At 31.4% G+C, this 19,491-nt stretch carries 20 protein-coding genes and 2 pseudogenes; 8 read left to right on the top strand and 14 right to left on the bottom strand.

What is annotated here, in order from left to right; all coding sequences use genetic code 11:
• The first annotated feature begins 34 nt into the window (after window positions 1-34).
• The 4 genes from lqo (at window position 35) to PYW35_RS00370 (ending at window position 4,186) form a co-directional block, all read left to right on the top strand.
• Window positions 35-1,531: an L-lactate dehydrogenase (quinone) gene (lqo, locus tag PYW35_RS00385; protein ID WP_103322889.1), complete on the top strand. Its 1,497-nt coding sequence runs from the start codon at window positions 35-37 to the stop codon at window positions 1,529-1,531.
• Between the two features lie 38 nt (window positions 1,532-1,569).
• The gene (locus PYW35_RS00380; protein ID WP_103322890.1) at window positions 1,570-1,671 is read left to right on the top strand and encodes an SE2200 family small protein; all 102 of its coding nucleotides are present in this window, start codon (window positions 1,570-1,572) and stop codon (window positions 1,669-1,671) included.
• Window positions 1,672-3,208: 1,537 nt separating this feature from the next.
• On the top strand, window positions 3,209-3,826 hold the full coding sequence (locus tag PYW35_RS00375) for a CadD family cadmium resistance transporter (protein ID WP_103323268.1): 618 nt from the start codon (window positions 3,209-3,211) through the stop codon (window positions 3,824-3,826).
• 18 nt (window positions 3,827-3,844) lie between these two features.
• Window positions 3,845-4,186, top strand: coding sequence for an ArsR/SmtB family transcription factor (locus PYW35_RS00370; protein ID WP_025907459.1), 342 nt, complete (start codon window positions 3,845-3,847; stop codon window positions 4,184-4,186).
• Between the two features lie 19 nt (window positions 4,187-4,205).
• Here PYW35_RS00370 and arsC read toward each other — a convergent pair whose 3' ends face one another.
• The 3 genes from arsC to arsR are packed head-to-tail and all read right to left on the bottom strand — an operon-like array spanning window position 4,206 to window position 6,228.
• Window positions 4,206-4,607: an arsenate reductase (thioredoxin) gene (gene arsC / locus PYW35_RS00365; RefSeq protein WP_103323269.1), complete on the bottom strand. Its 402-nt coding sequence runs from the start codon at window positions 4,605-4,607 to the stop codon at window positions 4,206-4,208.
• A gap of 17 nt (window positions 4,608-4,624) precedes the next feature.
• On the bottom strand, window positions 4,625-5,914 hold the full coding sequence (arsB, locus tag PYW35_RS00360) for an arsenite efflux transporter membrane subunit ArsB (protein WP_103323270.1): 1,290 nt from the start codon (window positions 5,912-5,914) through the stop codon (window positions 4,625-4,627).
• Window positions 5,914-6,228 (bottom strand): As(III)-sensing metalloregulatory transcriptional repressor ArsR, encoded by a 315-nt coding sequence (arsR, locus tag PYW35_RS00355; protein WP_103323271.1) that lies wholly within the window; start codon window positions 6,226-6,228, stop codon window positions 5,914-5,916. Before arsR ends, arsB begins: the two co-directional genes overlap by 1 nt.
• Before the next feature lie 204 nt (window positions 6,229-6,432).
• Between arsR and PYW35_RS00350 the strand changes: the two genes are divergently transcribed.
• The 4 genes from PYW35_RS00350 (at window position 6,433) to PYW35_RS00335 (ending at window position 8,111) form a co-directional block, all read left to right on the top strand.
• A complete protein-coding gene (locus PYW35_RS00350) occupies window positions 6,433-6,633 on the top strand; it encodes a hypothetical protein (RefSeq protein ID WP_040030670.1) in 201 nt (66 codons plus the stop codon).
• Window positions 6,634-6,665: 32 nt separating this feature from the next.
• Window positions 6,666-6,986 (top strand): ArsR/SmtB family transcription factor, encoded by a 321-nt coding sequence (locus tag PYW35_RS00345; RefSeq protein ID WP_103323272.1) that lies wholly within the window; start codon window positions 6,666-6,668, stop codon window positions 6,984-6,986.
• A gap of 89 nt (window positions 6,987-7,075) precedes the next feature.
• Window positions 7,076-7,960, top strand: coding sequence for a permease (locus PYW35_RS00340; RefSeq protein ID WP_103323273.1), 885 nt, complete (start codon window positions 7,076-7,078; stop codon window positions 7,958-7,960).
• A gap of 13 nt (window positions 7,961-7,973) precedes the next feature.
• Complete coding sequence (locus PYW35_RS00335; protein ID WP_095231730.1) at window positions 7,974-8,111, top strand: hypothetical protein; 138 nt, start codon at window positions 7,974-7,976, stop codon at window positions 8,109-8,111.
• 133 nt (window positions 8,112-8,244) lie between these two features.
• Here PYW35_RS00335 and PYW35_RS00330 read toward each other — a convergent pair whose 3' ends face one another.
• The 11 genes and pseudogenes from PYW35_RS00330 to PYW35_RS00275 all read right to left on the bottom strand — a co-directional run bounded on the left by PYW35_RS00330 (window position 8,245) and on the right by PYW35_RS00275 (window position 19,474).
• A complete protein-coding gene (locus tag PYW35_RS00330; protein WP_230620735.1) occupies window positions 8,245-8,397 on the bottom strand; it encodes a hypothetical protein in 153 nt (50 codons plus the stop codon).
• 685 nt (window positions 8,398-9,082) lie between these two features.
• Window positions 9,083-9,703, bottom strand: coding sequence for a bifunctional 4-hydroxy-2-oxoglutarate aldolase/2-dehydro-3-deoxy-phosphogluconate aldolase (locus PYW35_RS00325; protein WP_103323274.1), 621 nt, complete (start codon window positions 9,701-9,703; stop codon window positions 9,083-9,085).
• A gap of 13 nt (window positions 9,704-9,716) precedes the next feature.
• Window positions 9,717-10,217 carry a 6-phospho-3-hexuloisomerase gene (gene hxlB / locus PYW35_RS00320; protein ID WP_103323275.1) on the bottom strand — a complete coding sequence of 167 codons (501 nt, stop codon included), beginning with the start codon at window positions 10,215-10,217 and terminating at the stop codon, window positions 9,717-9,719.
• An 8-nt stretch (window positions 10,218-10,225) separates the two neighbouring features.
• Window positions 10,226-10,489, bottom strand: a complete 264-nt coding sequence (locus PYW35_RS00315) for a hypothetical protein (protein ID WP_103323276.1) — start codon at window positions 10,487-10,489, stop codon at window positions 10,226-10,228.
• Between the two features lie 296 nt (window positions 10,490-10,785).
• Window positions 10,786-11,331 carry a YdhK family protein gene (locus tag PYW35_RS00310; protein WP_000592150.1) on the bottom strand — a complete coding sequence of 182 codons (546 nt, stop codon included), beginning with the start codon at window positions 11,329-11,331 and terminating at the stop codon, window positions 10,786-10,788.
• Window positions 11,332-11,348: 17 nt separating this feature from the next.
• A complete protein-coding gene (locus PYW35_RS00305) occupies window positions 11,349-13,412 on the bottom strand; it encodes a heavy metal translocating P-type ATPase (RefSeq protein ID WP_169925702.1) in 2,064 nt (687 codons plus the stop codon).
• Window positions 13,413-14,928: 1,516 nt separating this feature from the next.
• Window positions 14,929-16,854, bottom strand: a complete 1,926-nt coding sequence (locus PYW35_RS00295) for a heavy metal translocating P-type ATPase (protein ID WP_053027547.1) — start codon at window positions 16,852-16,854, stop codon at window positions 14,929-14,931.
• Window positions 16,855-17,156: 302 nt separating this feature from the next.
• Window positions 17,157-17,483, bottom strand: coding sequence for an ArsR/SmtB family transcription factor (locus PYW35_RS00290; RefSeq protein ID WP_000391495.1), 327 nt, complete (start codon window positions 17,481-17,483; stop codon window positions 17,157-17,159).
• Window positions 17,484-17,766: 283 nt separating this feature from the next.
• Window positions 17,767-18,237, bottom strand: a pseudogene (isaB, locus tag PYW35_RS00285) (immunodominant staphylococcal antigen IsaB family protein).
• 378 nt (window positions 18,238-18,615) lie between these two features.
• Window positions 18,616-18,763: pseudogene (locus PYW35_RS13265) on the bottom strand (NADP-dependent oxidoreductase); the annotation flags it as partial.
• A gap of 45 nt (window positions 18,764-18,808) precedes the next feature.
• Window positions 18,809-19,474 (bottom strand): SDR family oxidoreductase, encoded by a 666-nt coding sequence (locus PYW35_RS00275; RefSeq protein ID WP_002511751.1) that lies wholly within the window; start codon window positions 19,472-19,474, stop codon window positions 18,809-18,811.
• Window positions 19,475-19,491: the final 17 nt, after the last annotated feature.

Below are 19,491 nucleotides of genomic sequence, written 5' to 3'. Positions count from 1 at the left end.
GTTGCAAGTTGAGATAAGGAAAGGTGATTAGATAATGGCTACTAACAAAGAGTCAAAAAGCGTTCTCATAATCGGCGCTGGGGTATTAAGTACTACATTCGGTACAATGATTAAAGAATTAGCACCAGAATGGGATATTAAATTATACGAGCGTTTAGATCGTCCAGGCGATGAAAGTTCTCACGAGCGTCATAACGCTGGTACAGGACACGCTGCTTTATGTGAATTGAATTATACAGTTAGACAACCAGATGGTTCAATTAACATTGAGCAAGCGAAAGAAATCAATGAACAATTTGAATTATCAAAACAATTTTGGAGTCATTTAGTTCAAAACAAAACAATCAGTAACCCTGAAGAGTTTATTCGTCCGTTACCACACATTAGTTTTGTAAGAGGTAAAAATAACGTTCAATTTTTAAAAGATCGTTATGAAGCTATGAAAGAATTCCCAATGTTCGACAATATTGAATATACAGAAGATATTGAAGAAATGAGAAAATGGATTCCGTTAATGATGGAAGGTCATAGTGCAGGAGACATTATGGCAGCTAGTAAAATTGATGAAGGTTCTGACGTAAACTTTGGTGAACTTACGCGTAAAATGGCCAAAAACTTAGAAAAAGAACCTAATGTAGATGTTCAATACAACCACGAAGTGATGGACTTTAACCAACGTAAAGACGGTAAATGGGAAGTTAAAGTACGTCAACGTAACAGTGGTAGTGTAAAAACACAACTAGCTGATTATGTATTTATTGGTGCTGGTGGTGGCGCAATTCCACTATTACAAAAAACTGGTATTCCTGAAAGTAAACACTTAGGTGGATTCCCAATCACTGGTCAATTCTTAATCTGTACAAATCCAGATGTTATACAAGCACACGATGCTAAAGTATATGGTAAAGAACCACAAGGTACACCACCAATGACTGTACCTCACTTAGATACACGTTACATTGATGGTGAACGTACATTATTATTTGGACCATTCGCTAATATTGGACCTAAATTCCTTAAACAAGGTTCTAATTTAGATTTATTTAAATCTGTTAAACCATATAACATCACAACTTTATTAGCATCAGCAGTTAAAAACTTACCATTAATTAAATACTCAATTGATCAAATCTTGATGACTAAAGAAGGTACAATGAATCATCTTCGTACATTCTATCCAGAAGCACGTGATGAAGACTGGCAATTATACAATGCTGGTAAACGTGTTCAAGTAATCAAAGATACACCTGAAAATGGTAAAGGCTTTATCCAATTTGGTACAGAAGTGGTTAATTCTGAAGATCATACTGTAATTGCATTATTAGGTGAATCTCCAGGGGCTTCTACCTCAGTATCAGTTGCATTAGAAGTATTAGAGAAAAACTTCCCTGAATATAACTCAGAATGGTCACCAAAAATCAAAAAAATGATTCCATCTTATGGCCAATCATTAATTGATAATCCTGATTTAATGAGACGTACACGTCAACAAACTTCTAAAAACTTAAACCTAAACTATTATAGTAAATAGTAGTTTAATGCATAATAATTTTAAAGGATTGTGAAAAAATGAAAAAACTATTAGTAGTTTCAGTAATCGGCGCTATCAGTTTTTGCGCTTTAAAACGTTATCAAAAACACGTGAATAAAGCACCGAATATCGAATATTAAAAACAACTAACAATTGTAGGGCTTAAATTAAGAGTTTAGAACGATCCCCACTCTTAATTGTAAAAAGACGAATTCGCTTAAGCGGATTCGTCTTTTTTATTTTCTATATTATTAAGCATACTACAAGTTCTGTTCTACTCTCCCTTAAACGAATTAACGCTATTTAAATCAATAAAATTCATATTCCTCAAAATTCATTCCAAATATAATTTTATATAGTATTATTTTTATATGTTAACCATTTCCTAAAAATTAGGAAGCTCATATGACAAAACATCTATTGTTATTAGGTGCAAATTAGTTTTTAAGAGAACGTTCTTAGGCTGGTGGCAAAGCAATCGGTGATTTTCAAATATGGACAGCAATTCAAAATGCAAAATATAAGTACCATGCGTAATTTTTATTATGCTCAACAATCCTTTCATTTCATTATATTTGTTCTCTGCAATTGTTTAGTATAGTCTTCTTCTTTAAAATCAGGAAAACGTTCAACTGCTTGTCCTTTTGAACCAAGTGACTTATACCAAACTTCATCAGGTATACCCTGATTATAATAGAACCCCGTGTATGTATAATTTCCAATTAGTAGACTCATGCGATTAAATAGCATGCTTTTCCAATAATTGATTTGGTAACTTTTTGTTAAATCCAAAAATGAGTCAGTTTTCTCAAAAATCAAAATATAAGTTTTCTAATATAGAGTAATTAAACGGAATCTGATCTTACAAATCATTTATGTTTACAGATTCAATATGTTGTAGTTGGGTAGATTATAGCAAACCTCCTTTTGTATAACTCTACTATTTATCTGTTGATTTTTCACACCAAAATATTAAAAATGTAGAACCTAATAAACTCACATATTCAGACTTTTGCCATAAAAAAGCATTTTTCTTTGTGTCTAATAGGTATATATCTTTATATAAATTAAATCCACCTATAAAAATGTCACAAAAATAACAACAGACTTCATTTTTTTATACAATCATTCTTATTTTTTCCATCAGTTTTTTATAATACTGCAAGTAAATAAGGGTAACAAGACCAGACAATAAAAATGCCAAGCTGAATCATAAAAGTAAATCTAATTGTCCCGTTCTAATATGAAATAGTTCGAAAAAATCTTCACTATAACCAGTGAAACCTGCTACTTGAATAAGTATAAAAACAACAAGTATAAGAGCCAAAAACCATGGCTATAAAAATTGAACTATCTCTTTAGGTTTAATCAATTTAATTATTCCTCATATAGATTCACTCTAAAAATTCATAATGAATATTGTTGCTTAATATCATTTTTTAGTTTTATTTGTGATACACTTCCCCTTATTAGTGATATTGCTAAAAAACAAAATGCAATGAACTGACAAACTAAAATTATTTTAAATCTTATTATCAATAAATATATAAATAACTCGTTTTGCACATACAATCCCTATAATCAGTTAAGTTTCGCTTTTCGATTCGTAATAATTATTCATAAAGTATACAATATATGATACAATTCATTCAAATATATATTTGAATGAGGTACTCTATGGTTCAGACTATTGTAACTGCGGCAATACTTTACATTGCTACTGCAGTAGACTTATTAGTAATACTATTAATATTTTTTGCAAGAGCAAAGACTAGAAAAGAATATAGGGATATTTATATAGGTCAATATTTAGGATCGATTATCCTCATATTAGTCAGTTTATTTTTAGCTTTTGTGTTAAATTATGTTCCAGAGAAATGGATATTAGGTTTATTAGGTTTGATCCCCATCTACTTAGGTATAAAAGTTGCTATTTATGATGATTGTGAAGGCGAAAAAAGAGCAAAAAAAGAATTAAACAAAAAAGGTTTGTCCAAATTAGTTGGGACTGTTTCTTTAGTGACAATTGCAAGTTGTGGTGCAGATAATATTGGTTTATTTGTCCCTTATTTTGTAACATTGGATATTGTTGAATTACTGACTACCTTAATTGTATTTTTAGTTTTAATTTTCTTTTTAGTATTCACAGCACAAAAACTAGCTAGAATTCCTGGTGTGGGTGAAATTGTTGAGAAGTTCAGTCGTTGGATTATGGCTGTTATCTACATAGCATTGGGCTTATTTATTATTATTGAAAATGAAACCATACAAACAATATTAGGATTTATATTATAAATTAAGGTGTGACTTAATATGAGTAACAATAAAATTTGTGACGTCATTTGTGTTCATGAGGAAAAAGTGAATTATGCTTTAAGATTTTTAAAAGAAGAAAAAACTCAACGGCTTATCAATACATTATTAAAGATAAGTGATGAGAATAAGCTGAAAATTATATTAGCTCTAATTAAAGAGAAAGAATTATGTGTTTGTGACTTATCTATAACATTAGGTTTGAGTATAGCTTCAACATCACATCATTTGAGAGCACTGTATAAAAGAGACGTGCTGAATTTTTACAAGGATGGGAAAATGGCATACTATTATATCAAAGATATAGAAATGAAATCATTATTAATAAAATGTATGACTTAAATATAAAGAAACGCTCACATTAAACGAGCGTTTCTTTGAATTCTTGTATTCTTTTTCCAATTTCATCTCTAACACGTTGAAATTCTGGCCATTCTTTTCCTGCTGGATCATCAAAGCCCCAGTGTTCTTTTTTAACATTAGGTGGTAATATAGGGCAATTATCGTCTGCATCACTACATAATGTTACGACCAAATCTGACTGTTCTAAGATATCACTATCAATCAAATCTGATGTATGGTTTGAGATATCAATATCCACTTCTTTCATAGCTTCAATTGCTTTAGGATTTACTCCATGCGTTTCAATACCTGCAGAATAGACATTCCAATTTCCACCTAATATTTGCTTTCCCCAGCCCTCAGCCATTTGGCTGCGACAAGAGTTACCAGTACATATAAAATAAATTGTTTTCTTATCCATAATTAAAACCTCTTTTCTTAAAATATGATGAGTGTGAGATATAAACCTAACAGTGTTACAAATAGTACTGGAATAGTAATGATAATCCCAGTTTTAAAATATGTCCCCCAAGAAATCTTTACACCTTTTTGCGTTAACACATGTAACCATAATAACGTTGCTAAAGAACCAATTGGTGTAATTTTCGGACCTAAATCCGAACCTATGACATTTGCATAAACCATACCTTCTTTAATTGTTCCAACTACATTCGATTGTCCGATAGCAATTGCGTCTATTAAGACAGTAGGCATATTGTTCATAATTGATGATAAAAAGGCTGATATAAAACCCATACCCATGACACTGCTAAATAATCCATAACTTGAAACGTTGGATAATACATCTGCTAAAATTGTGGTGATACCAACGTTTTTTAATCCAAACACTACTAAATACATACCTATAGAAAATAGCACAATGTTCCAAGGTGCGCCTTTAATCACTTGCTTAGTATGAACTGCTTTAGATTTACGAGCTAAGAGCACAAAGATAAAAGCAATGATACCAGCAATAATTGATACAGGAATATGAATAAATTCACTAACAAGATAGCCAACGAGCAATATGGCTAATACAATCCATGAAATCTTGAATAATTTGGGATCTTTAATTGCATCTCTAGGCGTTGTAAGATTTTCAGTATCAAATGTTTTTGGTATAGATTTTCTAAAATATAACCATAAAACGAGAATACTAGCAATCAGAGAGAATATATTAGGAATAATCATTCGACTAAAATATTCAATAAATCCAATATCGAAGTAATCTGCAGAAACGATATTTACTAAATTACTTACAATTAAGGGCAATGATGTTGTATCAGCAATAAAACCACTGGCAATAATAAAGGGAAAAATCACTTTTTTATTGAATCCTAGATTCCTAACCATCGCTAATACAATGGGTGTTAAGATTAAAGCTGCACCATCATTTGCGAAAAAGGCTGCTACAATTGCCCCAAGTAACATAATAAAAACAAACATTTTTAAGCCATTACCGTTTGAAGCCTTGACCATATGTATTGCAGACCATTCAAAAAACCCAATTTCATCTAATATTAATGAAATAAGAATAACAGCTACAAAAGTTAAAGTTGCATTCCAAACAATACCTGTTACTTCTAATACATCGGAAAAACTTACGACTCCTGTAATGATAGCAACAACAGCTCCAATTAAAGCTGTAATACCAATATCTAAACCTTTTGGTTGCCATATCACAAAGATTAAAGTTAAAAGAAAAATCACAATTGCTAAAATGGTCATCAACAATCACCTGATTTCACATTTTTACATACACATCTTTGGTTAGATGTATTAATGATGTTTAAGTTTTGGATAATATCATCTAAAATAGCATGATTAAGTTGATACCAATGTTTGTTGCCGTCTTTTCGTGTTGTAACTAATTCGTTATCTACTAATGACTTCATATGATGACTTAGTGTAGGTTGTGAGAATTGAAAGTGTTTTAATAAGTCACAAGCGCATAGCTCACCACAAGAAAGTAAATCTAATATTTCTAACCTGCTTGAATCTGATAAAACTTTTAATATTGCTGATAATTCTTTATAAGACATAAATATACCTCCTATTCATTACATAGATTAACATCTATATAGCATTGTGTCTATGTAGTTTTTTGACTAATTTTAGTATTAGATTAGAATGCGTCGTAAATAACTAGTTTTATTATCTTGCAAAAGTTGAAATAATAATTTATATTTAATACATCAAAAAAAGTTGATATATCATTTTAGTATTTTATAAAGGAGTTCGATTTTATGAGAATAAATCATGCAGGTATATTATCTGTTGATTATTTTGTTAGTTACTTAAATCTAATTATGATATCAAGAGAAGTTTCTTTAAAAGAAGCTATATCATATATGAAAAAGGAGTTCTTTAAAGGAGAACCTGACATGTATGGTAAAATAACAGAAACTCATTTTAATCAAGCAATACTAGAACTCAAACAAAAATAGAAATATCTGTATATAAGAGAGGTGATTATTTAATGGAAATTATTAAGTCCAGTCCTAGTAGAACTGAGGAAGAACAATTAGACTTTTATGAACAGATGTTTAATGCGCTAGCTGATAAAATCAGACTTAAAATTCTACATTCAATACGTCAAAGCGATTCAAAATCTTTATGTGTTTGTGATCTAGAAGAATTATTAGCGTTAAAACAATCTAAACTTTCCTATCATTTAAAAAAATTAGTAGATGCAAATATTCTTATTGCTGAAAAGCATGGCACATGGAATTATTATAAAATTAATGAGCAACAAATACAGGTGGTTTTAAATGAAGATACTTGCTGTAAGATACTTTAAGTATCTTCTTTTTAACATAAAATTAATCAATTTTTTTTGATTAATACATCAATAAAAGTTGATTAAATAAATTCGGAGGCGTTATACTAATGGTATATTCAATTATGGAATTCATAAAAACATTTCTGATGTTATTTTTTGAATTATTATTACTATTTATAGTAGTGAGTTTTATAGTAAGTCTGATTCAACAAGTTGTTTCAGAAGAAAAAATTAAAAAGCTTTTGAGCAAACCTAATAAAGCCGTCAATTATATATTAGGTATGATATTTGGTGCTGTTACACCATTTTGTTCTTGTTCAACTATTCCAATACTTGCAGGTTTATTAAATTCCAAAGTTCCTTTTGGTCCAGCGATGAGTTTTTTAATTGCTTCACCGTTAATGAACCCACTAATGATATTTATGTTATGGGCTTTATTAGGGTGGAAAGTAGCTATTGTTTATTTTGTAGTACTAGCAATTTTCAGTATTTTAACAGGTTTAGTATTTTCAAAAATGAATTTAGCTGAAAGTTATAAAGGGGTCAATGTTAAAGGTGATGGCTTTTTTGCTAATAAAACAGGATCTCGTTTTAAACAAGCATTAAACGATGCGTGGGCATTTTTATACCCAATGTTACCTTATCTATTTATTGGTGTATTTATTGGTGCCTTTATATATGGATTCATACCTGAAGAATTTATAACTAAGTATGCAAGTGGTGATGGTTTTATATCGGTCTTTATTGCTTCTGTTATCGGTATCCCTATGTATATCAGACCAGAAACAATGTTACCTATAGCCGAAGCATTAGTATCAAAAGGTATGTCTCTAGGAACAGTAGTTGCATTGATAATTGGTGGTGCTGGCGCAAGTATTCCAGAGGTCGTATTGCTATCTAAGTTATTCAAGAAAAAATTTGTAGTATCATTCGTTATTGCAATTTTAGTTGTAGCCATTGCTACAGGTTTGATTGTTAACATCATTATTTAAAGGAGGTGAGATAATGGGGATTAAAGACGCATTAAAAAAAATAAAACCTCAGGAACAGTCATGTTGTTCGGTAGAAATTGAGGAAAAGAACGAAAAAAAAGAAAAAAGTGAAAAAGAGCAACAAGATAATAACAATTGTTGTAACAATTAATATAAGTGCCTGGAATTTATATCCAGGCACTTATATTAATCTGTTTTGCTACGCTTTTCTATATTTATTCTACAATAATTTAAAAAGGACACATTTTGAAATCAATGTGTCTTTGAAAATGGTTACCTCTATATTATGCTTTAATTTCTACAGGTTCACCAAAGTGATTTTCTATAATTCTTGTTATTTCTTTACCTAGTGGTCCTTTTATTGTGAAAGTTCTTTTGAAATAAGAACCTAAAATACCTAGACCAGCTGCTGCAAGTAAAAGACTACCTCCAGACATAGCGGTTAATCCTATCAAAGAACCCAACGCAACTTTTCCTATTTGTTTAAAAGGCTTCTTATCAAATATAACTGTTAGACCTATAATATTAGGTGTCTTGGTCTCTCCAATAATAATTACTTTTATGACTCTTGAAATGATATGTTGTTATCTCTATCAATTATTTTACTAAACTGAGATAAATCTTTCTAACTCAGTACTCTTTCTTAAAGTAATGCTTTTAAATTTATCGAGTTCTTTTTACGTTTAATCATCTCAATGTTCTTACCTAACTAAAAGCAAAAATTTAGTGAGAAGATAAGTTAGTTAGTATTATTGCGCCTGCAAGTAAAATCAATATAAGTTCAACTAATGATTTTACAGCACTCGAGAATACTTATGATGGGTGACTTTGATACATACAAATGATACAACCAACATAAAATTCGTGTAAAAGAACGAAGCAAATTTTAAAAGCATACCATGCTGAGTCATTTTTTATGATTATTTTTCCTAAAGAAAGAAATGTTTTATTGAAGAAAAACGGAATCAAAAATACCCAAGTATATTGAATATTATAATAATGAAAACAGAAAAGATAAATTTAAAAGGCAAGATTTCTGATGAATACAGAAATCCTGCCATAAAAGAAATAGTATAACTAAAAAGTTCAACTTTTGAGATTTACTACAGATTTATATTCAATTTATTTAATATTATTCAAAAGTTTTTGAATATATTTTATCAATCCTTGTTTTCCTTTCTCATCAAAAACCTTTGTAATCTCACTGCCTATTCCTACAGCAAAACTACCTGATTTCAACCAATCTTTTGCATTGCTACTATCAACTCCACCAGTTGGCATTATTTTGATGTCAGGTAAAGGACCTTTAATATCGTTAATTATTTTTGAAGAGAACTGAGAAGCAGGAAATAACTTCAATAATTCACAACCGTATTTCATTGCTTCGGCCATTTCTTTTACCGTCATACATCCGGGAATGTATGGTATTTGATATTCACTAAGATATTGAGCCGTTTCTCTATCAAAATATGGACTTACAATAAATGTAGCCCCACTTCTAATAGCTTTCTTTGCTTGTTCTGCATTAACTACAGTTCCTGCTCCAATTACTGCATTTTTTCTTAAGGATAATTCTTCAATAATTTCCATAGCATTCGGTGTGGTAAGTGTTACTTCAATTACAGTAAAATCATTTTCTAACAATGTACTAGCTATGCTGAAAAATTTTTCTTTGGTTTGAGTTCTTATTACAGCGACTAATCTTTCTTTTTGAATTTTTTCTAATGAATTGATTTCTTCCAAAATAAAACGCCCTTTACTCTAAATTTGTATGGTTTTGATTAGCAGTATTATTTGAAATATTATCTCTTTCAGATAATTTTTGATTAATTGCATCTAATGTAATGTGTACAGTTTGATCAAACAAAGACGACAATAATTGAGTTGATTTTATTCCGGTATTAGCTTTAGTTGCGCCTGGTACAATGACAAGTTTATCTGCTAACTTAGCTAACGGTGAATTTTCATCACTCGTTAATACAATAATTTTCAAGCCTTCATCCTTTACTTTTTTTGTTTGTGTTACTATGCTTTCAGTTTTACCAGAACCAGAAACAGCAACCCATACATCTTCTTTTTGCGCAGAAGGTGTAATTGTTTCTCCAACTACAAAACTTGTATAACCAATATGCATAAGTCTCATTGCAAAACCTTTAGCTTGAAACCCACTTCTTCCTGCGCCTACTACAAATATTCTTTGGTTTTTGTCCAATAATGTGATTACTTGATCTATATCATTTTCATCTACAAGGTTCATTACTTTTTCTATTTCTTTATATAATCATTCTTATTTTTTCCTATGAATTTTTTATAATAGTACAAGTAAATAAAGGTAACAAGACCAGACAATAAAAATGCCAAGCTGTATCGTAAAAGTAAACCTAATTGTCCAATTCCAATATGAAATAGCCCGAAAAAATCTTCACTATAACCAGTGAAACCTGCTACTTGAATAAGTATAAAAACAACAAATATAAGAGCCAAAAACCATGGCTTTAAAAATTGAACTATATCTTTAGGTTTAATCAATTTAATTTCTCCTCCTAAGATTTACTCAAAAAATTCATAATGAATATTATTGTTCAACATCGTTTTTTTAGTTTTATTTGTGATACGCTTCTGCGTATCGGTTAATGATGCGGTTTTTAATTATATAATTTCAATTAATAAGGTAATGAACAGTTTTTTGATAAATGTTATTCTTCTAAAATTCTTTTTAATTTACACACTAAAAAATATCCTCCTTAACAATAATAAGTTATTTAAATTATTGATTAAGGAGGATATTTTTATATCTATTTATTTCTCAATTTAGAACTAGATTTTTATCGTGCTTTCAGCTCATTTCCTGTCATCCATTTATGATTTTTAATGATTTTACCATTATCTTTGGATTTGTAATCAACTACGTAAACAGTAGTCTTTTTCACGTTATCTATATTGGCTGTAGCACCTTTCATACCAGACATATGACTTGCTTCTAATTTAACAGTATCGCCCTTACTAAATCCATCTTTAGGTGCATCTTTAATCTCTTCGTTTACGACCCATTTATGATTGTTTACTTTTTCATTTCCATTTGTGGGTTTATAACTTACAACATAGGCATATGTTTTATACGCACCTTTTACAGTAGCTTCTGCACCTTTCATACCTGGCATATGCCCTGCTGTAATCGTTACTTTATCTCCCACTTTAAATTCACCCTCATTAGTCGATTTCATATCTTCTGGAACTTTACTTTCATCATTATGCTTCATATGGCTCTCACTTTTTTGGTCATTAGTGTCTTTATCTTTTTCATCATTATTGGAGCAAGCTGATAATATTAGTAATGATCCTAATATCATAAAAAATAATTTTTTAATCATAATAAAACTCCTATCTTTTATTTTAATTTTAATGTAAAGGCATTAATTGCAACAATAACCGTACTTAGTGACATTAAAATAGCACCTATTGCAGGTGATAAAATCAAGCCGATAAATGCTAAAATACCAGCTGCTAAAGGTACAGCAACAATATTATAACCTGCACCCCACCATAAGTTTTGCACCATTTTTCTCATAGTATTATTTGAAAGGGTCAAGAAATGAATAATATCTGATGGATTACTTTTAACAAGTATGATATCACCTGAATCCACTGCAACATCTGTGCCTGCACCAATTGCTATACCAATATCGGCTCTTATAAGACTCGGCGCATCGTTGATACCGTCTCCGACCATCATGACTTTATTACCGTCACTTTGATAATCTTTTATAATGCTTTCCTTATCTTCTGGCATGAGTTGTGCGTGGACATCACTAATACCTAATTCTTTTGCGACAGCGTGTGCCACTTCATTATTGTCACCTGTAAGCATGACTGGTGTAATATTTCTTGATAGTAAATCAGCTACCATTTGTTTTGAGCTTTCTTTAATTTGATCTCCTTGAGCAATCATGCCAATGACTTGTTGATCCTCAATTAAATAGCTGATTGAATTACCTTGTTGAGCTAATTTAGTAAACAAGTCATCGTCATAATTAAGTTTATGTTTATCAAGATAAGAGACATTTGTTATTTTATATGTTTTATTATCAATTAGACCTTCTAATCCGACACCTGGAATATTATTAACGTCTTGTGGATTAGTAAATGAAACATTTTTACTTTTCGCAAAATCAACAATACTTATAGCTAATGGGTGATTAGATTGACTTTCTAATGAGGCGAAAAGGCTTAATATTGTATCATTACTCAAATCATTTTTAAAGCTCTCATAATGATTCACAGAAAAGTTACCCTCAGTTAAAGTACCAGTTTTATCCATCATTACATAATCGATATGTTGAGCTATTTCTACAGACTCTCTATTTTTAATAATTAAACCATTATGTGCACCAATTGAAGTAGAACGTGCAGTGACTAAAGGTATTGCCAAGCCTAAAGCATGTGGACAAGCAATGACTAACACAGTTACAAGACGTTCTAATGCAAAATCAACATCATTTTGAATGAGCATCCAGACAATAAAAGAAATCACGCCAACACTTACAGCAAAGTAGAATAAATAACCCGCTACTTTATCAGATAACAATTCAGCACTAGATTTATCACTTTGTGCTTGATTAACAAGTCCCATAACTTGAGAAAGATATCCATCTTCTCCCACAGCTGTAACCTTGAGTTGTATTGTTCCAGACCCATTAATAGAACCCCCGATGACGTTGTCATTTTGATTTTTTTGTACTTTTTTAGATTCTCCAGTGACTAGGGATTCATCTATAGATGTTTGTCCTTGAACGATAATACCATCTGTTGGAATGCTTTCTCCGGCTTTTACTTCGACGATATCATCAGTCATGATGTCTGATATTTTAACTTCTTCGCGTTGGCCATTATCCATAACTTTAATAGCACTATTAGGTAACAGTTCTGCCATTTTCTTTAAAGCATCTCCAGCATTTCCGACAGCATTCATTTCTATCCAATGTCCTAATAGCATAATTAAAATTAAGGTTGCTAATTCCCAAAAAAAGTCCATTGTATGACCACTTGCACTACTAAAGTTATTCATATAAAAAGCATACAAGCTATAAATATAAGCTACTGAGATACCTAGGGTAACTAAGGTCATCATGCCTGGTTTTTTTGTAGCAATTTCATCTTTACCACCAGACAAGAACGGTTTACCACCATAAAAGAATAAAATTGTACTTAATATTAACACTACCCATTCAGAACCTGGAAATGTGAATTGAAAAGGTAAGTTAACACCCATCAGTGGCGATAAAAGAATGATAGGTATTGCAAAAATTAATGAAACAAAAAACTTAACTTTAAAATTTCCATGATGATGTGCATGGCCACTATGATGATGATGTGAGGCATGGTTATCATGATGCATTTGATTGGAATGATTCATGTGATTTTGATGATTATGCTCTTCACCATTATTATTCAAATTAACCCCTCCTAATGAAAATGTTATAGTAAAGTTACTTATACTATAACATATACCCACCCAGGGTATAAAGGTTTTCGATTTATCTCCTTTTATGGATTTATATAATTCCGAACCTTATATCTACACGTCCTACATTAGACCTTGTCATCGATATTTAAAACAATGTTTTAATTAAAAGATCTAATCTTAACTATCACATGAAAATACACTCTAACCAAGGTTATCATTACCAACACAAGTCATATATTAATATTCTTAAAGAAAATAGCGCATTTCAAAGTATGCCTAGAAACGAAAATTGTCTTGATAATTATTAGAGAAGCCAGTAAATGAGTTTATAGTAAACTCATTTACTGGCCATTTTTCTAGTATTTATGCTCAGTCTCTTCAAACTATATTAATCATTTTTTGATTCTCATATTCTACGCCACAATAGCTGCATTCTATTAAAGTTACTATATATTCAATCAATTTCAAAGTGAGTTATATACAACCTATTTTTTAGTTTTATTTGTGATACGCTTCAGCGTATCGTTTTATACTAGGGTTTTTATAATAATAATGGTCCTTACATTTTCAAAGACTAAATTCACGTGTAGACATGTTGAATGCGTCTTATTAGGGTCTAATCTAATCAAACAAAAATTTAAGAGAGAAATCATATCTACAGGTTTTTTAACCAGAAGATTATTTTGATCTATTTCAAAAATTTTCAAACCGTTCTTAAAAGTGTATTTTTATAAACGTATGATAAAAGAGAAATTTTAGTCGCTTACTTCGTTTCAAGATATTACTGATACAATAAGGTTAAAAAATCGGTACGTTTAACAGAACAAGTGTAGGTATTATAATAAACGTTTTTGATTTTGATGAAAAATAAGCTGTTCAATTTTTGATTGAACAGCTTTACCTAGTTATCCTTACTTTTATTCTTTTACCCTCAAAAGGCGGAGAGCATTCAGTATTACAATAATAGCAGCTCCTGTATCACTTAATACGGCCATTCATAGTGTAAGTATTCCCAAGAATATCAGAACAAATGCCGCCAACTTTATTGTGATGGAAAACCAGGTGCGGTTGGGAAAATCCCCTTCCTGCGATTACCGTTCACAAACGCCCAAAAAGAGCAACTGGCCCTTTTAGCTCTGGGACTGTCTTGGCCTAGAGAAGGTAAAACCTTTCCCACTTAAAAGAACGGAAAAAGACGCTCTGTCCTGGCATTATCTTTGGCTCGACGCTTGCCCCCATACGGATATTAATCGTTTCGAAACTTTTAATACAGTCAATTTAACTTTTGAATGTAAACTGGCTGCCTTAAGTCACTGTTTATGATTTTATGCTTCCCATGCTCTTTAATTGCTTATTTGACCGCCCGTATGATAAAAACGGTATGCAAGGCATTGTTTTTACTCATAACATCTTTATTAGATTGCTCTGTTTTTTAGTGTCCAATGTTATGGGAGCATTGTAGAATCCACACTTCAAAGTTCATTCATGTCAATCGATTCGTTCATTATTTAGATCTTAATAATCGAAGTCCATTTAGTATAACAACTAAAGTACTTCCTTCATGAACAATTACACTGATTGTAATATCAGTTAATCCTAACAAACTAACGACAACTAAAAAGGCAACAACTGCCATTGAAAAAATAATATTTTGCCTAATAACACGACCCATATTTGAGGAAATTTTATGAGACTGTACTAATTTAGATAAATTGTTCTGCATTAAAACCAAATCAGATACTTCTACTGCCACATCAGTACCGCCCCCCATAGCTATACCAACATCAGCATTAACAAGGGCCGGTGCATCGTTCACACCATCTCCGACCATGGCAGTAACTCCAAATTTTTCTTTTTGTTCTTCTATAATTCTGGATTTATCTTCAGGCATTACATTAGCGATAACTTCGTCTATTCCCAATTGTTCGCCTACAGCTTTTCCCGTCATTTCCGAATCACCAGTAATTAAAGTCGTGTGGATACCAAGTTTCTTAAAGTAATTAACTGTTTCTTTAGCATGCTCATTCGGAATATCCATTAGAGCTATAATCCCAATAACTTCTTCATTTTCTGCTACGTATACAACCGTCTTTCCTTCTGATGCCCAATCATGATTGAACTGGGTATACTCTTCAGAAGCACTTTCAAAAGAAGTAGGCTTACCAATACGATAATTTTTTCCATTATAATCTCCTGTCAGACCTTTTCCAATTTGATTAGTAACTTCGATGTCTATTTTATTTTTAACTTCAAATTTTTCTAAAATAGCATTAGCGAGTGGGTGATTGGATTCCTTTTCAAGGGCGACTATAATATCAATAATATTTTCTTCGTTCACAGAATGAGTGAAATAGTAATTTGTTACTTTAGGTTCTCCGTTCGTAAGGGTTCCTGTTTTATCGAAGGCAATTGCATCTATATCCGCTAATTGTGATAGGTAAGTACTTCCTTTTGAAAGCACGCCTTTTTTAGCTAGGTTAGATGTTGTAGACAATGTTACAGATACAGTAGCTGCTGCCAAAGCACACGGTGAAGCTGCGACTAAAAGCACTAATCCCCTGTAAACACTTTGCGACCATGTCCAATCAAATAGAAAAGGAGCAAGTAACATTACTAATGGTATTGCGATTAAAACTATATTAACATATTTAGGCTCGAATTTTTGAATGATACTGGCAGCTTTTGTTTGATTATCTTGGTTTTGACTAACTAATTGTAAAATTTTAGAGAATACAGTATCCTTGTTTTCCTTAGTGACTTCCATAGTAAAAGTACCTGTTCCATTAATCGTACTTCCAAAAACTTCGTCACCCTTAGACTTCTCTTTCGGTATACTTTCTCCATTAATAGAAGATTCATCAATTGAGGTAGTACCGGATAAAATAATCCCATCAATTGGAACTTGATCACCGTTCAGCACTTGGAGTTGATCTCCAACTTTTAATTCACTGACATCAACAATTTTTGTGTTTCCATCAGGTAGGATTAATTTAGCTGTCGTTGGGTTCATTTCGAGTAGCTTAGTAATTTCTCTTTTACTTCTTCCTTCAGCGTAATCTTCAAGAAAATGAGCGCCGGAAAAAATAAGTATCAAAAGGGTTCCTTCCCAAAAACTCCCTATCAGAGAAGCCCCGATTGCAGCTAATCCCATTAGAATATGAGAATTAGGAGTGAATTTTCCCTTTAATTTAGTATTTTCAACTGTCTCTCCAATTCCTTCGAGAATAATTACATGGTAGCCGGCTGTGATTGTGGCAATTGAAAATAAGATGTTTTGTATTAATAAATTTGCATCACTTAAAAAAAGCCCAATTATAGCCAACACTAAGCCAATAAAATATGAAATAATTGGCATTTTTCCGTGATCATGATCATGACTATGATCGTGGCTATGACTTTCGTGTGCTTGTTGCTCTTGAATATTTTTCATTTCTATCACCTTTCTAAATAAATATGATATATCGGGTTCCAATATATTCGCAGTAAGCTTTACTAAACCAGGACGTTAATTGACCACATCCAAACTTTTTGTATCCAATAATACATCCTATGAATTTATCAACCGTATTCACTAACCCTCTCTGCTACACCCATCTCACTTTCCTTCGAGATATCATACAACGCTTTCCATTCTGTTTTTTTGTTTTCCATATCCATTGCAAAATCCCCTTTTCATATAACAATATTAATGACGTGAATTATTATTAACACTCATTACTGGTTTACGGAATACTAGTGATGACAGGCGTGATCGATCGCCTGTTTTAGCATATTCATAGTATGTTCATCATCATGGGAATAAAACAATGTTGTGCCTTCCCTTCGGAATTTTACTAACCGTAAATTTTTCAAGAACCGCAATTGATGGGAAACTGTTGATTGTCTAAGATGTAGCGTTTCAGCAATACCGTTTACCGAATACTCCTTATAAAAGAGCAAATGGAGAATCCGGATTCTCGTAGGATCACCTAACGCTTTAAATGTTTGCGATACGACAAATAATGTTTCATCATCTAAGTCCTTATTATTTACTTCCTCTAATTCCTTTTTTTCTTCCATTCTCCTTCCCTCACTTTAGGTTTCAATTCAAAACCTTATATATAATAATCACTATTTATCTACATATATTAATATATGTTCATATATATGATATAACAATCTGAATAAAGAATCAAATAATATTTAATATGAATTCATATATTTTGTTTTGATTTTTTAGAGTAAAATAAACAAAGCCTTTTTAAGAATAGTGGGATGAGTGCAGTATAAATTAATTTAGGGAGCGAGACTACGATTCAAAATGAATTTTATCCCACTTCTCATACATGCTTAGTATCTCATTTTATTCACTAATGATTTGTCCTTTGATGACATAATCCTTTTGGTTAACAAAAAATCTCACATCTTTATCTTCAATTTTATAGATATATTCTTTACCTCAGGCTGATGTAGATGTATACTTTGCTTCACCGTAATGATTCAAAAATTCTTTTTTGCTCACTGACTTACGGTCTAATAAGAAGAAAACACCATTCGCTTTATGTTTAGAAACCCCGTAATATGTTGGATCGTATAAGTCTTTATTATTTTTAGTAATCTTGTAATTATTAATCTTGAAGTTAACAGCTTTTAGAGATGTTTTAAATTTCTTATCTAGAATAAAGTTACTTTGATGTGCTGTCTAACCTCTATAATTAAAAGAAGGTTTCACAGATTCTTGTGCATGTGCTTGAGTGACATTAAATAATTCGGGCGTTACAGAAAAGCTCAAAACTAAACTACTATCTAAAATAAATTTAGAAACTTTTTTCATAAAAACCCTCCTCATATTTGTCTTACAGGCCACATTATTACATTAATATTACAATGCCACAAAATAATTATATAAAAATATAAATTTTTTACTTCTTTTTACATTCATACACGCAATTTAACTTTTGATTTTCTTAGTTTAGAGACTTATCACTATAGACAAATTACAAAGTAAATGTTTGATATAATCATAATTAAACAAAGAGCGCATATACATTGCCATGCCTCATGTTGAGAATCATTTGATATACATTGATTTTAAGTGTAAATATAAAAAAATCGCCTGGAACAAAACGTAATGTTCCAGGCGTTGCTATGATAAGTCTTATAATAGTTTCGCGAGTGCGAACATGACAAATTGTAATTGCTCATCCACTTAGAAAGGTTGAATATTGCTTTTTGTATCATTCATTCTACCTCTCATGTAAGGATCTATAGATAAATAAATGGAGTCTACTTGAACTTCACCTACTTAAGGTTCTCGTGCTTCTATTGTTTCAAATCTAAATACAACGGTCTTGAGGGATACCTTATGGTAGTTTTGCAAGTACAACTTGTTGATTATTCATTTATTATTCTTCCAGATATTTAGTCGTTGCGTCTGATAATGACAAATCACCATTGATGATTTGGAATTCGTGACCTTGTAATGCTTCATCAGTTAATACAGAAACAAGCACTTCTGCTACATCTTCTCTTGTAATAGACGGATTTTGTACATTTTCAAATTGCGCACTCATATTGAATTGTTGCGTTTCATGTTCGTTTGTTAAAGCGCCTGGATGCACAATGGTATATTTTAAATTTGCATGTCTTAAGTAGTCATCCGCATAATGTTTAGCAATGGTATATGGTTTCAAGTCGCCTGACGCATCAAACGCTTCTCGACGTGAGTCGTACGTTGATACCATAACAAAATGTTGACGACCGACGTGTTCACTTGCTTTAATTGCTTTCACTGCACCGTCTAAATCTACTATGATTGTTTGATCGTCACCTGTGCTTCCACCAGAACCGACGGAAAAAAGGATTTGATCATACGGTTTAAATAATTCTATTAATTCATCAATAGATTGTTTTGCAACATCAATGTAAGTTGCATCAATACCATCTGCTTTTAAAACTTCAACTTGTTCTTCTTTTCTAACACCGGCAGTAAAGTCAACGTTTCGTGCTTTGAGTTTGCGTACGAGATGTTGACCAACGCCACCATGAGCACCAATTATTAACGATTTCATGTGTATCGCTCCTTTTT

The sequence above is a fragment of the Mammaliicoccus vitulinus genome, assembly GCF_029024305.1.
Classification (GTDB): Bacteria; Bacillota; Bacilli; order Staphylococcales; family Staphylococcaceae; genus Mammaliicoccus; species Mammaliicoccus vitulinus.
Note: the sequence above shows the minus strand (reverse complement) of the source record. Positions and strands in the feature narration are given on the sequence as shown.

What these genes read in the sequence shown, in the direction of transcription:
- lqo (WP_103322889.1), top strand. Translation starts at nt 35, where the DNA reads ATGGCTACTAACAAAGAGTCAAAAAGCGTTCTCATAATCGGCGCTGGG.
- PYW35_RS00380 (WP_103322890.1), top strand. Translation starts at nt 1,570, where the DNA reads ATGAAAAAACTATTAGTAGTTTCAGTAATCGGCGCTATCAGTTTTTGC.
- PYW35_RS00375 (WP_103323268.1), top strand. Translation starts at nt 3,209, where the DNA reads ATGGTTCAGACTATTGTAACTGCGGCAATACTTTACATTGCTACTGCA.
- PYW35_RS00370 (WP_025907459.1), top strand. Translation starts at nt 3,845, where the DNA reads ATGAGTAACAATAAAATTTGTGACGTCATTTGTGTTCATGAGGAAAAA.
- arsC (WP_103323269.1), bottom strand. Translation starts at nt 4,607, where the DNA reads ATGGATAAGAAAACAATTTATTTTATATGTACTGGTAACTCTTGTCGC.
- arsB (WP_103323270.1), bottom strand. Translation starts at nt 5,914, where the DNA reads ATGACCATTTTAGCAATTGTGATTTTTCTTTTAACTTTAATCTTTGTG.
- arsR (WP_103323271.1), bottom strand. Translation starts at nt 6,228, where the DNA reads ATGTCTTATAAAGAATTATCAGCAATATTAAAAGTTTTATCAGATTCA.
- PYW35_RS00350 (WP_040030670.1), top strand. Translation starts at nt 6,433, where the DNA reads ATGAGAATAAATCATGCAGGTATATTATCTGTTGATTATTTTGTTAGT.
- PYW35_RS00345 (WP_103323272.1), top strand. Translation starts at nt 6,666, where the DNA reads ATGGAAATTATTAAGTCCAGTCCTAGTAGAACTGAGGAAGAACAATTA.
- PYW35_RS00340 (WP_103323273.1), top strand. Translation starts at nt 7,076, where the DNA reads ATGGTATATTCAATTATGGAATTCATAAAAACATTTCTGATGTTATTT.
- PYW35_RS00335 (WP_095231730.1), top strand. Translation starts at nt 7,974, where the DNA reads ATGGGGATTAAAGACGCATTAAAAAAAATAAAACCTCAGGAACAGTCA.
- PYW35_RS00330 (WP_230620735.1), bottom strand. Translation starts at nt 8,397, where the DNA reads ATGTCTGGAGGTAGTCTTTTACTTGCAGCAGCTGGTCTAGGTATTTTA.
- hxlB (WP_103323275.1), bottom strand. Translation starts at nt 10,217, where the DNA reads ATGAACCTTGTAGATGAAAATGATATAGATCAAGTAATCACATTATTG.
- PYW35_RS00310 (WP_000592150.1), bottom strand. Translation starts at nt 11,331, where the DNA reads ATGATTAAAAAATTATTTTTTATGATATTAGGATCATTACTAATATTA.
- PYW35_RS00295 (WP_053027547.1), bottom strand. Translation starts at nt 16,854, where the DNA reads ATGAAAAATATTCAAGAGCAACAAGCACACGAAAGTCATAGCCACGAT.
- PYW35_RS00290 (WP_000391495.1), bottom strand. Translation starts at nt 17,483, where the DNA reads ATGGAAGAAAAAAAGGAATTAGAGGAAGTAAATAATAAGGACTTAGAT.
- PYW35_RS00275 (WP_002511751.1), bottom strand. Translation starts at nt 19,474, where the DNA reads ATGAAATCGTTAATAATTGGTGCTCATGGTGGCGTTGGTCAACATCTC.